A 14,776-nucleotide genomic window follows, 5' to 3' on the forward strand; every position below is an offset into this window, starting at 1 on the left:
CGACACCGCAGCCGTCACGATGACCTTCCACCCGCGGCCGCAGGCCGGGGAGCCGCAGCCGTGGGCCTTCCCGGCCCCCGAGCGCGCGACGCTGTCCAACGGGCTGACCCTGCTGCGCTGCCACCGCCCCGGCCAGCAGGTCGTCGCGGTCGAGATCAACCTCACCGCGCCCCTCGACGCCGAGCCCGAGGGCCTGGACGGCGTGGCGACCATCATGGCGCGCGCCCTGTCGGAGGGCACCGACAAGCACTCCGCCGAGGAGTTCGCGGCCGAGCTGGAGCGCTGCGGAGCCACCCTCGACGCGCACGCCGACCACCCGGGCCTGCGGGTCTCCCTGGAGGTGCCCGCATCCCGGCTGGCCAAGGCGCTGGGCCTGCTCGCCGAGGCGCTGCGCGCGCCCGCCTTCGCCGACGCCGAGGTCGACCGGCTGGTGCGCAACCGGCTCGACGAGATCCCGCACGAGCTGGCCAACCCGCAGCGCCGCGCCGCCAAGGAGCTCTCCAAGGAGCTCTTCCCGGCGTCCCTGCGGATGTCCCGGCCGCGCCAGGGCACCGAGGAGACGGTCGCCCGGATCGACTCCGCCGCCGTACGCGCCTTCTACGAGGCCCACGTACGGCCCGCCACCGCCACCGCGGTGGTCGTGGGCGACCTGACCGGCATCGACCTGGACGCCGTGCTGGCCGACACCCTGGGCGCCTGGACCGGCGACACCGCCGAGGCGCGCCCCGTGCCGCCGGTGACCGCCGACGACACCGGCCGCGTGGTCATCGTCGACCGGCCGGGCGCGGTCCAGACGCAGCTGCTGATCGGGCGCATCGGGCCGGACCGGCACGACCGCGTCTGGGCGGCCCAGGTGCTGGGCACGTACTGCCTGGGCGGCACCCTCACCTCCCGCCTGGACAAGGTGCTGCGCGAGGAGAAGGGGTACACCTACGGCGTGCGGGCCTTCGGCCAGGTGCTGCGCTCCACCGCCGACGGCAAGGGCGCCTCCATGCTCGCCATCAGCGGATCGGTGGACACCCCCAACACCGGCCCCGCGCTGGAGGACCTCTGGAAGGTGCTGCGCACCCTCGCGGAGGGCGGTCTGACCGACGCCGAGCGCGATGTGGCCGTGCAGAACCTGGTGGGCGTGGCCCCGCTGAAGTTCGAGACGGCGGCCTCGGTCGCCGGCACGCTGGCCGACCAGGTCGAGCAGGAGCTGCCGGACGACTACCAGGCGCAGCTGTACGCGCAGTTGGCCGAGACGGGCACGGTGGAGGCCACCACGGCCGTCGTGCAGGCGTTCCCGGCGGACCGGCTGGTCACGATCCTGGTGGGCGACGCCGCGGTGATCGAGGAGCCCGTGCGGGCCCTCGGGATCGGTGACGTCACGGTCGTCAGCAACTGACGTCGCAGGCGCCCGTATGACGGGCAACTGACGCACTTTTCAAGGGGCTCCGGCGGTTTTCCGCCGGAGCCCCTTTTGTCCGTTTAGTGGTGAGGTTGCTTGTATGCGGTGTGGCGTACGCAACAAAAAGGCGCGTCTGTTTGGCGATTGACTGATGATCCGCCTAGCGTCATCCGTGCTGTCCGTCAGTTGTGCCCGCCGCACCCGCGGCACCGGACAGCGATCGCCGAGTCCCCGTCAGGCGCGAGCCTGGGGAGCCGGGGACCCACATCAGTCCCTGGGGTGAATCGGACCCCCTCGCAAGAGGAGGCCCGTAGGAGACCTTCCTGCTCCGAACCCGTCAGCTAACCCGGTAGGCGAGAAGGAAGGAAAGGATCAAACCCTTCATGGCGTTTGGCAGTCGTCCCGCTGGTACCGGCAAGCACCGTGGTTCCAGCCGCCTGAGCAAGAAGACCGCCGGCTACGCCGGTATCGCCGCGATCGCCACCACGGGTGTGGTCGGCTCCCTCGCAGCCCCGGCCTTCGCCGCGGACAACCACAGCAGCTCCGCCCCGGAGAACGGGCTGGGCGCCGTCGTCGTCGCCGAGGACCTCGCGGGCGACATCCAGGACCAGGCCGAGGCCCAGCACCGCGCCGCCGAGCACGCCGCCGCCAAGGCGCAGGCCGAGGCCGACGCCAAGCAGAAGGCCGCCGAGGCCAAGCGCCTCGCCGAGGCCAAGGCGAAGGCCGAGCGCGAGGCCGCCGAGCGCGCCGCCCGCGAAGAGGAGCGCAAGCGCCTCAACACCTTCGTCTCCCCGCTGGACGACTCCTACGTCAGCACGCAGTACAAGGCGGGCGGCGGCATGTGGTCCTCCGGCAGCCACACCGGCATCGACTTCCACGCCGCCTCCGGCACCTCGGTCCGCGCGGTGGGCTTCGGTACCGTCGTCGAGGCCGGCTGGGGCGGTGCGTACGGCAACAACGTCGTCATCAAGCACAACGACGGCACCTTCACGCAGTACGGCCACATGTCCTCGCTGAACGTCTCCGTCGGCCAGCAGGTCACCCCGGGCCAGCAGATCGGCCTGTCGGGCTCCACCGGCAACTCCAGCGGCCCGCACCTGCACTTCGAGGCCCGCGCCGGCTCGCAGTACGGCTCGGACATCGACCCGATCGCGTACCTGCGCTCGCACGGCGTCAGCGTCTGACCCGTTCCGCGGCTCACCGAGCACCGCGCACAGCTCCACGAAGACCCCGCCTCCCGAGCCGGGGTCTTCGTGTTTTCGCGTTCCGGCGCAATGTTTCGGATTTCCGCCCGCTCTCGAAATCTTGCTGTGCTGCAATAGAGTCGTTGTGTGCGCGTGGATGCGCACGGGGGGCTGGCGGACGGAAATAGGCGGAGGTTCGGTCTTGCGTATTCCTGCGCACGCGGTATGCACGGCAATTCGCGACGACATCGTCTCCGGGGTGTTCGAACCGGGCGGTCGGCTGACCGAGGAGGTGCTGGCCCGCCGGTACGGGGTCTCGCGGGTGCCGGTGCGCGAGGCGCTGCGGACGCTGGAGTCGGAAGGTTTCGTGACCACGCGCCGCCACGCCGGGGCCTGTGTGGCCGAGCCGACCGCGCAGGAGGCGGCGGACCTGCTGGAGCTGCGGATGCTGCTGGAGCCGCTGGCGGCGTCACGGGCCGCCCGGCGCCGCACCGACGCACACCTCAAGGTGCTGCGGGGGCTGGTCAGGCTGGGTCAGGAGCGGGCCAGGCGGGGTCAGGGCGAGGACCTGCGGGCGCTCGGGGGCTGGTTCCACGAGACGCTCGCGCAGGCCTCCGGCAGCCCCGGGCTGATCGCGCTGCTCACGCAGATGCGGCACAAGGTGGCGTGGATGTTCGTGGTCGAGGCGCCGGCCCGGCCCGCGGAGTCCTGGGCGGAACACGGCGCGATCGTCGACGCGGTGGCGCGCGGCGACGCCGAGCGGGCGCGGACCCTGGCCGCGATCCACGCCGATCGCGCGGCTGCCGCGCACCGGCTGAGGCGGCGGCCGGTGAGCACTTCGCAACCTGCCGTAAACATGTCGGGCGGTCCGCATTAACAGAGGCCGTATACAAAGGGTGGAATCGCGGGAATTCGGGGCGCGGACGACGGGGTAATTCGCCGTGCCGAATTCCAGCGGTGCGCGGGCGGTCGAGCCGCATTCTGTGAATTCCGGCCGATTGTGCGGCCAGGTCGGGAGTGCCGGTGTCCCTGGGGGGTCCGCCCATCGACGCCGAAGCCGCGGCCCCGGGAGGGGCCGCGGCTTCGGCGCCGGTGCTCTGTGGGGCGAACCCGAAGGGTCAGACCGTCTCGGGGAGCTCTTCGAGGCCCTCGGCGACCAGCTTCGCGAGGCGGTCCAGGGCGGCCTCCGCGCCCTCGGCCTCGGATGCGAGGACGATCTCCTCGCCGCCCTGGGCGCCCAGGCCCAGGACCGCCAGCATGGAGGCGGCGTTGACGGGGTCGCCGCCGGACTTCGCGATGGTCACCGGGACGCCGGAAGCGGTCGTCGCACGGACGAAGATCGAGGCGGGACGAGCGTGCAGGCCCTCGGCCCAACCGACGTTGACGCGGCGCTCTGCCATGGTGATGCCCTTCAGGTTCTTACGGTTGTCTAGACCAGTCTCTCACGGCGCCCCGAATGCTCGGACCGACCCTCGGCCTGAATTCCTTGTTCTCGCCGCTGAACGAGCGTCCCCAGCTTGCACCGGTTCGTCCCGGCTTGCCTACTACGCCGCGCGAGCGCTGTCCGGCCCGGTCCGGCCGTAAGGTATGCGCATGACCATAGAGTCGGACCCGTCCTACCCGGCCCACTGGGAAGCCGATGTCGTCCTGCGCGACGGCGGCACCGCCCGGATCAGGCCCATCACCACCGAGGACGCCGGCCGGCTCGTCAGCTTCTACGAGCAGGTCTCCGACGAGTCGAAGTACTACCGCTTCTTCGCGCCCTACCCCCGCCTCTCCGACCGCGACGTGCACCGCTTCACGCACCACGACTACGTGGACCGCGTGGGCCTCGCCGCGACCATCGGCGAGGATTTCATCGGCACCGTCCGCTACGACCGCATCGGCCCCGACGGCCGGCCCGCCTCCGCCCCCGCCGACGAGGCCGAGGTCGCCTTCCTCGTCCAGGACGCGCACCAGGGCCGCGGCGTCGCCTCCGCGCTCCTCGAACACATCGGCGCGGTGGCGCGGGAGCGCGGCATCCGCCGGTTCGCCGCCGAGGTGCTGCCCGCCAACACCAAGATGATCAAGGTGTTCACGGACGTCGGCTACCAGCAGAAGCGCAGCTTCGAGGACGGCTCCGTCCACCTCACCCTCGACCTCGAACCCACCGCCGAGTCCCTCGCCGTGCAGCGCGCCCGGGAACAGCGCGCCGAAGCCCGATCCGTCCAGCGCCTGCTGGCCCCCGGCTCGGTGGCCGTCGTCGGGGTCAGCCGTTCCGGCGCCGGGGTGGGCGCGGCCGCCCTGCGCAACCTGCGCGACAGCGGCTTCCACGGCCACCTCTACGCCGTCAACGAGGCCGTCACCCGCGACCTCCTCGACGGGGTGCGGGCCTACCGCACCGTCGAGGCCATCGGCGCCCCCGTCGACCTCGCGGTGATCGCGGTGCCGGCCGACCGGGTCCCCGACGCGGTGGCCGCGTGCGGCGAGCACGGCGTGCAGGGGCTCGTGGTCCTCTCCGCCGGATACGGGGACAGCGGCCCGGCCGGCCTCGCCCGCCAGCGCGAGCTGCTGCGGCAGGTGCGCTCGTACGGGATGCGCCTCATCGGACCCAACGCCTACGGGGTGATCAACACCGCCCCGGACGTGGAACTCAACGCCTCGCTGACCCCCGCGCCGATGCCCGTGCGCGGCCGGACCGGCCTGTTCACGCAGTCCGGGGCGATCGGGATCGCCCTGCTCTCGGCGCTGCTGCGGCGCGGCGAGGGCCTGTCGTCCTTCGTCTCCGCGGGGAACCGGGCCGACGTCTCCGGCAACGACATCCTCCAGTACTGGTACGAGGACGAGGCGACCGACGTCGCCCTGATGTACCTCGAAACCCTCGGCAACCCGCGGAAGTTCACCCGCCTCGCCCGCCGGACGGCGGCCGTCAAACCGGTGGTCGTCGCCAAGGGCGGCCGACACACCCCCGCCGGGCACGTCGTCCCCGGCACCCGGCTGTCGGAGGACACCGTCTCCGCCCTCCTGCGGCAGGCCGGCGTCATCCGGGTCGACACGGTCACCGAGCTGGTGGACGTCGGCCTGCTGCTGTCCTCGCAGCCGCTTCCCGCCGGACCCCGGATCGCGATCCTCGGCAACTCCGAGTCCCTCGGGGTCCTCACCTACGACGCCTGCCTGGCCCAGGGCCTGCGCCCGCTGCCGCCCCTGGACCTGACGACCGCCGCGTCCCCGGAGGACTTCCGCACCTCCCTGGCCTCGGCCCTCGCCTCCGACGACTGCGACGCGGTGATCGTGACCGCCATCCCGTGGGTCAGCGAGCACGCCCTCGCCGACGACCTCGCCGACGCGCTGCGCGAGGCCGTCGCCGGCACGCCGGGCAAGCCGGTGGCGGTCGTGCACGTGGAACTGGCCGAGCTGGTGCAGGCCCTGTCCGCGACCCGCGGGCCCGCCGACGAGCCGCCGGCCCACCCCGCCGACGCGACGCCGGCCCACCCCGCCGCCGACGCCCTCCGGACCCCGGCCGCCCCCGCCGCCCCCGGCCGGGCCGCCTCCACCCCCGAGCCGGACCGGATCCCCAGCTATCCCGCCGCCGAGCGCGCCGTCAAGGCCGTCGCGGAGGCCGTGCGCTACGGGCAGTGGCGCCGCGCCCTCGCCGATGCCGGGCAGGTCCCCGAGTACGAGGACATCGACGAGGCCGGCGCCGCCGCACAACTCGCCGGGCTGCTCGCAGACGTCGACGGCGGCGCCGTGCTGACCCTCAGCGACTGGGACGCCCGCGAGCTGCTCGCGCGCTACGGGATCCGCGTCCTGCCCACGCTCCCCGCGCCCAGTCCCGACGCCGCCGTCCGGGCCGCCGAGGTCCTCGGCTACCCGGTCGCCCTCAAGACCACCGCCCCGCACCTGCGCCACCGCGCGGACCTGGGCGGCGTACGGCTCGACCTCACGAACGAGGCCGAGCTGAGGCGCTCGTACGAGGAGCTCACCGACGCGCTCGGCAAGCCGGCCGAGCTCCAGCCCGTGGTGCAGCCCATGGTGCCGCGGGGCGTCGACACCGTCGTGCGGTCCGTCATCGACCCGGCCGCCGGCGCCGTCCTCTCCTTCGGACTCGCCGGGGTGGTCTCCGAGCTGCTCGGCGACACCGCCCACCGGCTGGTCCCGGCCACCGACCGGGACGCCGCCGCACTGATCCGGTCCATCCGGGGGGCACCGCTCCTCTTCGGCTGGCGCGGCAGCGACCCCGTCGACACCCCCGCCCTGGAGGCGACGCTCCTGCGGCTGTCCCGGCTCGTGGACGACCACCCCGAGGTGATCGCAGTCACCCTGGAGCCCGTCGTGGTCGCCGCCGAGGGCGTCTGCGCCCTCAGCGCGACCGTCCGCGTCGCCCATCCGCCCGCCCGCGGTGATCTCGGCCCCCGGACGCTCCCCAGTTACTGAGCGGGTACGGCGCGGTAGGAGGGCAGCCGGGGGGCCTTACCATTGACCCCATGGCGAAATCCGGTACGACGACCCAGGGGCTGCGCACGGCGATCGAGCGCAGCGGCTACTACCCGGCCCTCGTGGCCGAGGCGGTGGAGGCCGCGGTGGGCGGCGAGCCGATCTCGTCGTACCTGGTCCACCAGGAGACGACCTTCGACTCCAACGAGGTGCGCCGCCACGTCACCGTGCTGGTCCTGACCGGCAACCGCTTCATCGTCAGCCACACCGACGAGCAGGCCGCCGACGCCGGGTCCCCGTCGCCGTACGCGACGACCTCCACCGAGTCGGTCAAGCTCTCCAGCATCTCCTCCGTGGTGCTCAGCCGCGTCGTCGCCAACCCGGAGTCCTACACCCCCGGCACCCTGCCCCGCGAGGTCGTCCTGACCATCGGCTGGGGCGCCGTCTCGCGGATCGACCTGGAGCCGGCCGCCTGCGGAGACCCCAACTGCGACTCCGACCACGGATACACCGGCAACTCCACCGCCGACGACCTCAGCCTGCGGGTCAGCGAGGCCGGCGACGGACCGGAGGCGGTGCGCCAGACCCTCGTCTTCGCGCAGGCGCTCAGCGAGGCGACAGCGGCCACGTCCTCCCCCTCCGCCCGCTGATGGCTTACTCGGCACCGCAGGACTGGACCGAGCCGGAGCTGCTGGACCTGGCCGGCGCCCCCGTCCCGGAGTACGGCGCCGGGTCGCTCGCCGATCTGCTGCCGACGCTCGTGGCCGGACAGGGCGTCCCCGGCTACACCGCCGCCATCGCCGAGCTGACGCCGGCCGACCGCAACTGCGTGTTCCTGGTCGACGGCATGGGCTGGGAGCAGATCAAGGCCCACCCGGACGAGGCCCCGTACCTGGCCTCCCTCCTCGGCAGCTCGCGCGGCGGCACCGGGCGCCCGATCACCGCGGGCTTCCCGGCGACCACCGCCACCTCACTGGCGTCCGTCGGAACCGGGCTGCCGCCGGCCCGCCACGGTCTGCCGGGCTACGCCGTGCGCAACCCGGCCACCGGTGAGCTGATGAACCAGCTCCGCTGGCAGCCGTGGGCGCCGCCGAAGCCGTGGCAGCCGTACCCGACGGTCTTCCAGGAGGCCGACAAGGCCGGTGTGGCGACCGCGCAGGTGTCCTCGCCCGCCTTCCAGACCACCCCGCTCACCAAGGTCGCCCTGAGCGGCGGCACCTTCCTCGGCCGGATGACCGGCGAGGAGCGGATGGACCTGGCCGCCGAACGCCTCGCGGCCGGCGACCGCTCGCTCGTCTACACCTACTACAGCGAGCTCGACGGGGCCGGCCACCGGCACGGCGTGGACTCCGACGCCTGGCGCGGCCAGCTGATGTATGTGGACCGGCTCGTCCAGCGGCTCGCCGAGCAGCTGCCCGCGCGCACCGCGCTGTACGTGACCGCCGACCACGGCATGGTCGACGTCCCCTTCGACGAGGACTGCCGGATCGACTTCGACGAGGACTGGGAGCTCGGCGCCGGCGTGGCCCTGCTGGGCGGCGAGGGCCGGGCCCGGCACGTGTACGCGGTGCCGGGAGCCGAGGCCGACGTGCTGACCGTGTGGCGCGAGGTGCTCGGCGACCGCTTCTGGGTCGCGAGCCGCGAAGAGGCCCTGGACCTGGGCTGGTTCGGCCCGCCGGGGGAGTGCGACGAGCGCGTGCTCGGCCGGATCGGCGACGTGGTCGCGGCGGCCCAGGCCGATGTCGCGATCACCGCGTCGCGCAACGAGCCGAAGGAGTCGGCGCTCGCCGGAATGCACGGCTCCATGACCGCGGAGGAGCAGCTCGTCCCGCTGCTCGAAATCCGCACCTGACCGGTCACGCCGGCCCCGTCACTCCACCCACGATCCGAAAGGTCCGTACTTCCCATGCCCGAGCTGGTGTTCTTCTCCGGAACGATGGACTGCGGAAAGAGCACACTGGCTCTCCAGATCGCCCACAACCGTGATGCGCGGGGGCTCCAGGGCGTGATCTTCACCCGTGACGACCGGGCGGGCGAGGGCAAGCTGTCCTCGCGCCTGGGACTGGTGACGGAGGCGGTCGAGGCGCCGGAGGGCATGGACCTCTACGCGTACCTGGTCGCGCAGCTGTCGAAGGGCGGCAGGGCGGACTACGTGATCGTGGACGAGGCCCAGTTCCTCGCCCCGGAGCAGATCGACCAGCTGGCGCGCATCGTGGACGACCTGGACATGGACGTCTTCGCCTTCGGCATCACCACGGACTTCCGCACGAAGCTCTTCCCCGGCTCCCAGCGCCTGATCGAGCTGGCGGACCGGATCGAGCAGCTCCAGGTCGAGGCCCTGTGCTGGTGCGGAGCCCGCGCCACGCACAACGCCCGTACGGTCGGCGGCGTGATGGTCGTCGAAGGCGAGCAGGTCGTGGTCGGGGACGTGAACCGCCCGGCCGAGGAGATCGGCTACGAGGTCCTCTGCCGCCGCCACCACCGCCGGCACATGACCTCCGCCGCGGCCCACGCCGCCGCCCTCTCCCCGGACGTCCTCCCGGTCAACAGCCGCTGATCGAATCGATCAGCCGGGGCGGTGGCGGGCGCCGATGCCCTGGGGATCGGTCGTGCGGGCCAGGGTGCGGCGGGCGGGGTCGGTGTACGCGCGGTCGACGGACTCCCGCAGCAGGGACAGTTCGTTGTCGACGGCCGGCCGGGACACGGCCGGCACGGCGTGGAGGAGGCCCTCCAGCAGGGCGCCGAGCCGCCGGCAGACCTGGACGGACGAGGTGCCGTACTCCCGGATCTCCGTCACGGCCAGCTGGAGGTAGTCCTCCCAGTCTCGGCCCTGGACCACCAGCCGCGGGGTGCCGTGCGGGTCGCCGAGCACGTAGCGGTCGCGCAGACCGGTGCGGCCGACCGTGTGGAGGAACGCCTCGATGTGGTTGAGCACTTGCACCGCGGTGGTCGGGTCGTTCACGGCGGGGGAGAGCGCCCGGACGGCGATGTCGACGAGGACCCGCAGCGCGAACGCCGGGTCCTGTTCGATGGTCCGCTCGGAGCCGAAGGCGATCAGTCCGGTCACCCGCCGCGGATCCGGTGCCGATGACCCGCCGTGGACCTCGACGACGACCGCGCCCGGCGGTACGTAGTCCCCGACCAGGCGGGTGAGCACGAGGACGCAGTCGTGGCGCGCCGCCAGGGCCGTCAGCCGCCCCGCGTGGCACGCCTGGATCACGCCGCCTCGCTCGGACCGTACGTAGGCGACCGGTCCGCCGTCCGCCGCCGGTACGGGGTCGCCCCCGCGCGGCGCGGGGCCGAGGACCGCCGCTTCCCCGCGGGCCAGGACCGTTTCGCCCATCCGTCCGACCAGTTCGGCTATGGCCACGGGCCGGAGGTTGTGGGTGAACCGGTTGAGGTAGACGAGCAGCAGCAACAGGCTGACGGACACGGCGGCGCCGGCCAGGGTGACCCCGATGTCTGGCACGGAGTCCGCCTCGATGGTGCGCAGCAGGGCGAAGGAGAAGGAGAAGGTCCCGGTGAAGGTGGCCAGCACCGCCTTCTGCAGCCGGTCCCGGTACCACAGGCGCATGTAGCGCGGGGACAGGGTGCCCGTCGCCTGCTGGACCACGAGCACGCCGATCGTGACGACGAACCCGAGCAGGGCGATCATCGCACCGACGATGGCGGTGAGCACGCCGGTGGCCGTGGGGGCGGAGTACCGCCAGCCGGCCGGGAGCCCGCTGGTGTCCACGGAGACGGCCCATTCCGCGAGCAGTACGCCGAGGAGCAGACCGAGCAGCGGCACGATCCAGAGGCTGGCCTTCGTGTACTGCAGCAGCCGGAACCGGGAGGCCCAGGACATCAGGGGCCGCAGCGGAATTCCGGTCGCCGGCCGGGCGGCGTCGTACGTCGGTACGGCACGGGTGACCTCCGACCTCCGGTTCGCGGTTCGGGACGGCCTTCAGCCCCACGGTAAGGCCGCTCGGCGCCCTCCGCACGCCGCCGCCGCAGGCCGCCGCCCCACCGCCGCCGGACGTGCTGCCACGCCGCCGCCGGACCCGTCGCGGCCCCCCGGTGCTCCGCAGGAGCGGCCCGGACATTCCTGCCTAAGCTGACCGTGTGACATCGGATCGGCCTTCTCCCGTCCGTGTTCCGGCCGGGCCGTACCCGCGGACCGAAAGGTGTTCCCGATGGACGAGTACCCCCTGATCGAGAACCACGGCCTGATCGGCGATCTGCAGACGGCCGCCCTGGTGGCCACCGACGGGACGATCGACTGGTTCTGCTGTCCGCGCTTCGACTCGCCGAGCGTGTTCGGGGCCCTGCTGGACCGGGAGAAGGGCGGGCACTTCAGGGCCGCCCCCCTGAACGCCACGTACACGACGAAGCAGTTGTACCTCCCTGACACGGCTGTTCTCGTGACGCGCTTCATGACGGAGTCGGGCGCCGGCGAGGTCATCGACTTCATGCCGCCGACGGGGAGGACGGCCACCGACCGGCACAGCATCGTCCGCATGCTCCGGTGCGTGCGAGGCAGCATGACCTTCGAGGTCGACATCGCGCCGCGCTTCGACTACGGCCGGGCGCCCCACACCCTGCACACGACCGAGCACGGCGCGGTGTTCGTGTCGGAGGGGATGGAGCTGACCGTTCACGCCGTCCGCGAGCGGGAGGACGAGCGGTTGCTGACCAGCCTGTCGAAGGAGCACGACCTGCACTTCTCGCTGACCCTGCAGGCCGGCCAACAGCGGGGGGTGGTACTGGAGTCGGCGGCCGGCGGGCCGCCGCGCGAGATCCTGCCCGCCGACTTCGACATGATGTTCGTCGAAGCCGTCGAGCACTGGCGTACCTGGCTGCGCCAGTCCCGGTACACCGGCCGGTGGCGGGAGGCCGTCGAGCGCTCCGCCATCACCCTGAAGCTGATGACGTACGCGCCGAGCGGCGCCCTGGTGGCGGCACCCACGGCGGGGCTGCCCGAGCAACTGGGCGGCGAGCGCAACTGGGACTACCGGTTCACCTGGATCCGCGACGCCTCCTTCTCCGTGTACGCCCTGCTGGGCCTCGGCTTCACGGAGGAGGCGACGGCGTTCATCGGCTGGCTGCGCGACCGGGTCAGGGAGAAGGCCGGCAGCGACGGGGACACCGGGCCGATGAACGTCATGTACCGCGTCGACGGCTCGTCCGACCTCTTCGAAGAGACCCTGGAGCACTGGGAGGGCTACCAGGGCTCCCGCCCCGTACGCATCGGCAACGGCGCGGCCACCCAACTGCAGCTGGACATCTACGGCGAGGCACTGGACAGCATCTTCTTCGCCCACCAGCACGGGATCCAGCTGGACCACCGGGCCTGGACCTCGCTGCACACCCTCCTCGACTGGCTGACCGACCACTGGGACCAGCCCGACGAGGGCCTGTGGGAGACCCGGGGAGGCCGCCAGGACTTCACTTACGGCCGGGTGATGTCCTGGGTCGCCTTCGACCGCGCCGTGCGCCTGGCGGCCTCCAGCGGCCGGCCCGCGGCCAGCGGCCGCTGGGTCCAGGCCCGCGACGCGATCTACGAGCAGGTCCTCCAGCGGGGCTGGGACCCGCAGCGCAAGGCATTCGTGCAGCACTACGGCAGCGCCGTCCTCGACTCGGCCCTGCTGCGGATGCCGACGGTCGGCATCATCACCCCCGACGACCCGATGTGGACGACCACCCTGGAGGCGATGGACCGGGAACTGGTCACCGACAGCCTCGTCTACCGCTACAACCCCGAGGCATCGCCCGACGGGCTGCGCGGCTCCGAAGGGACCTTCTCGCTGTGCACGTTCATGTACGTCGACGCGCTCGCCCGCGCCGGACGCACCGACCAGGCACGGCTGGTGCTGGAGAAGATGCTCACCTACGCCAACCACCTGGGCCTGTACTCGGAGGAGATCGACCTGACCGGGCGCCAGCTCGGCAACTTCCCGCAGGCGTTCACCCACCTGGCGTTCATCGACGCGGCCATCACCCTGGACGCGAACCTCAACCGAGCTCGGACCCGGGCGGCGTGAGCGGTACGGGACCGAGCAGTACGAGGAGGTCTCCCTCCGCCGGGGTGACGGCCTCGGCCTCGCCGGCCGGGACGAGCCGGCCGTCGGCCCGCACCACGAACAGCGTCTCGAAGTCCGGCGGGGCCGGCCGGGTGGCCGGCTGCACCAGGTACCGGGCGCCCTGCCGGTAGTGCTCCGCCAGGACGTGCCGGACCAGCCGGGAACCGAAGAGGACGTCGCCGCCCGTGTAGGGGGCGATGACGCCGCGGCTGGTGTGCGGCGGGCCGACGCGGTAGACGGGGCCTTCGACGTTGCCCTGCACCATGACCGAGGCCAGGGCGTTGAAGTCGTCGTCGTCCGTGAGCAGGAAGACGGCGGTGACGCCCTCCAGCCGTGCGCGCGGGTTGGTGGCCGTCGCCAGCAGCTCCCCCTGAGCCAGTTCGATCCCGGCGTCCTTGATCCGCTCCCGTTCGGCCTCGTCACCCGCCCACATGAGGACGTCGAGGCCGGCCGACCGCAGCGCCTTCCCCATGTCGACCACCCAGCGGTCTCCGCCCACCAGCAGGGGGCGTGTGCGGGAGGGGCGGACGACACCCAGTCTGCGGGCCACGGGGGCGGCGGTCAGCGCGTAGAGCAGAACCGTTCCCACGATCACCAGGAAGGTGACCGGGAGGATCTTCGAGGCCCCGGGCAGGCCCTTGTCGGACAAGGTGGCTGCGAACGCGGAGGCGGTGGAGGCCGCCACGATGCCGCGCGGCGCCATCCAGGCGAGGAAGCCCCGCTCCCCCCGGGTGAGCCCTGAGTTCCGGGTCGACAGGAAGGCGATCACCGGCCGCAGGACCAGGACGAGGAACGCGATGAGGATGAGGGAGGGAAGGAGCACGGGCGTCAGGGACGCCGGGGTGACGGTCGACGAGATCGAGATGAAGAGCAGCCCGATGATCAGCTGGACCAGCGTCTCGAAGAAGGGGCGGCGGGCGGGCATGTCGAAACCCGGGAGGTTGGTGACGGCCAGCCCCGTGACGATCGCGGCGATCAGCCCGGTGTCGTCGCGGACGATGTCGCAGCCGGCCGACACCGTGATCACCACGGCCAGCTGGGCGAGCGTGCCGAGCGTCTCGCCGAGCCGCATGATCCGCAGCGTCAGCCACAGCAGGGCGGCGCCCACGGCCCCGCCGATCAGGCCGACACCCATGCTGATCAGGAACTGGCCGATCTGGTAACCGCGGCCGATGTCGATCCGGTGGGAGGAGGAGACGGCGTGGAAGACGAGCGCGCCGAGGATGCCGCCGATCGGGTCGATCAGCGTCCCTTCCCAGACCAGGATGCGCCGTACCTTGTCCGTCGGCCGCACGTACTCGAGCAGCGGACCCACCACCGTCGGGCCCGACACCACGAGGATCGTGCCCAGCATCGCGCCGGTGGCGAGCGACATGCCGAACAGGGCGGGGGAGACGAAGCCGACGGCGAGGAAGGTGCCGAGGACGCCGACCGCCAGGAGCCTGCCCACGATGCCCCGGGTGCGGCCGGTGAGCCGGCGCAGGTTGAGTCCGAGACCGGCGTCGTAGAGGATCACGGCCACGGCCAGGGAGACCAGCGCATCGAACTCCGCGCCGATGAGCTCGTCCGGATGGATGACGTCGGTCAGCGCCCCCGCGACGAAACCGGCCGGCAGCAGCAGGATCAGCGCCGGCACGCGCAGCCTGTTGGCCAGGATCTGCGAGACCGCGGCCAGCGCCACCGTCAGGGCGATGCCGAGGAGGATCTGGTCCTCGCTCACGGGGCCG

The 14,776-nt window shown here is 72.5% G+C and carries 11 protein-coding genes and 1 riboswitch; of the genes, 8 read left to right on the forward strand and 3 right to left on the reverse strand.

Features of this window, described 5'->3' with window-relative positions; genetic code table 11:
• Nucleotides 1-19 precede the first annotated feature (19 nt).
• From ACZ3X1_RS24890 to ACZ3X1_RS24900, 3 genes are all read left to right on the forward strand, one after another.
• Nucleotides 20-1,387, forward strand: coding sequence for a M16 family metallopeptidase (locus ACZ3X1_RS24890; protein WP_467281065.1), 1,368 nt, complete (start codon nucleotides 20-22; stop codon nucleotides 1,385-1,387).
• 214 nt (nucleotides 1,388-1,601) lie between these two features.
• Nucleotides 1,602-1,760: riboswitch (cyclic di-AMP (ydaO/yuaA leader) on the forward strand.
• Nucleotides 1,761-1,773: 13 nt separating this feature from the next.
• Nucleotides 1,774-2,574 (forward strand): M23 family metallopeptidase, encoded by an 801-nt coding sequence (locus ACZ3X1_RS24895; RefSeq protein WP_356810409.1) that lies wholly within the window; start codon nucleotides 1,774-1,776, stop codon nucleotides 2,572-2,574.
• A gap of 202 nt (nucleotides 2,575-2,776) precedes the next feature.
• Nucleotides 2,777-3,451, forward strand: a complete 675-nt coding sequence (locus tag ACZ3X1_RS24900; RefSeq protein WP_356810408.1) for a GntR family transcriptional regulator — start codon at nucleotides 2,777-2,779, stop codon at nucleotides 3,449-3,451.
• A 241-nt stretch (nucleotides 3,452-3,692) separates the two neighbouring features.
• On the opposite strand, the gene ACZ3X1_RS24905 is transcribed toward ACZ3X1_RS24900, so the two are convergent.
• Nucleotides 3,693-3,974, reverse strand: a complete 282-nt coding sequence (locus tag ACZ3X1_RS24905; RefSeq protein ID WP_030026990.1) for an HPr family phosphocarrier protein — start codon at nucleotides 3,972-3,974, stop codon at nucleotides 3,693-3,695.
• Nucleotides 3,975-4,161: 187 nt separating this feature from the next.
• Between ACZ3X1_RS24905 and ACZ3X1_RS24910 the strand changes: the two genes are divergently transcribed.
• Genes ACZ3X1_RS24910 through ACZ3X1_RS24925 form a run of 4 tightly spaced genes read left to right on the forward strand, consistent with a single transcriptional unit; the run spans nucleotide 4,162 to nucleotide 9,544 of the window.
• Nucleotides 4,162-6,987: a bifunctional acetate--CoA ligase family protein/GNAT family N-acetyltransferase gene (locus tag ACZ3X1_RS24910; protein ID WP_467281008.1), complete on the forward strand. Its 2,826-nt coding sequence runs from the start codon at nucleotides 4,162-4,164 to the stop codon at nucleotides 6,985-6,987.
• Nucleotides 6,988-7,037: 50 nt separating this feature from the next.
• Entirely contained in the window at nucleotides 7,038-7,637 is a 600-nt protein-coding gene (locus tag ACZ3X1_RS24915) for a DUF5998 family protein (RefSeq protein WP_069924106.1), read from the forward strand.
• Nucleotides 7,637-8,839 carry an alkaline phosphatase family protein gene (locus ACZ3X1_RS24920; protein WP_356814504.1) on the forward strand — a complete coding sequence of 401 codons (1,203 nt, stop codon included), beginning with the start codon at nucleotides 7,637-7,639 and terminating at the stop codon, nucleotides 8,837-8,839. Before ACZ3X1_RS24915 ends, ACZ3X1_RS24920 begins: the two co-directional genes overlap by 1 nt.
• 54 nt (nucleotides 8,840-8,893) lie before the next feature.
• Nucleotides 8,894-9,544 carry a thymidine kinase gene (locus ACZ3X1_RS24925; RefSeq protein WP_356814503.1) on the forward strand — a complete coding sequence of 217 codons (651 nt, stop codon included), beginning with the start codon at nucleotides 8,894-8,896 and terminating at the stop codon, nucleotides 9,542-9,544.
• 9 nt (nucleotides 9,545-9,553) lie between these two features.
• Here the strand turns inward: ACZ3X1_RS24925 and ACZ3X1_RS24930 are convergent, their stop codons facing one another.
• Nucleotides 9,554-10,834, reverse strand: a complete 1,281-nt coding sequence (locus ACZ3X1_RS24930) for a DUF2254 domain-containing protein (RefSeq protein WP_467281009.1) — start codon at nucleotides 10,832-10,834, stop codon at nucleotides 9,554-9,556.
• A 328-nt stretch (nucleotides 10,835-11,162) separates the two neighbouring features.
• Here ACZ3X1_RS24930 and ACZ3X1_RS24935 point away from each other — a divergent pair, with 328 nt between their 5' ends.
• Nucleotides 11,163-13,010 (forward strand): glycoside hydrolase family 15 protein, encoded by a 1,848-nt coding sequence (locus ACZ3X1_RS24935; RefSeq protein WP_467281010.1) that lies wholly within the window; start codon nucleotides 11,163-11,165, stop codon nucleotides 13,008-13,010.
• Here ACZ3X1_RS24935 and ACZ3X1_RS24940 read toward each other — a convergent pair.
• The gene (locus tag ACZ3X1_RS24940) at nucleotides 12,982-14,769 is read right to left on the reverse strand and encodes a cation:proton antiporter (protein WP_467281011.1); all 1,788 of its coding nucleotides are present in this window, start codon (nucleotides 14,767-14,769) and stop codon (nucleotides 12,982-12,984) included. The genes ACZ3X1_RS24935 and ACZ3X1_RS24940 overlap by 29 nt on opposite strands.
• Nucleotides 14,770-14,776: the final 7 nt, after the last annotated feature.

Source organism: Streptomyces sp. NPDC023541, from assembly GCF_055559995.1.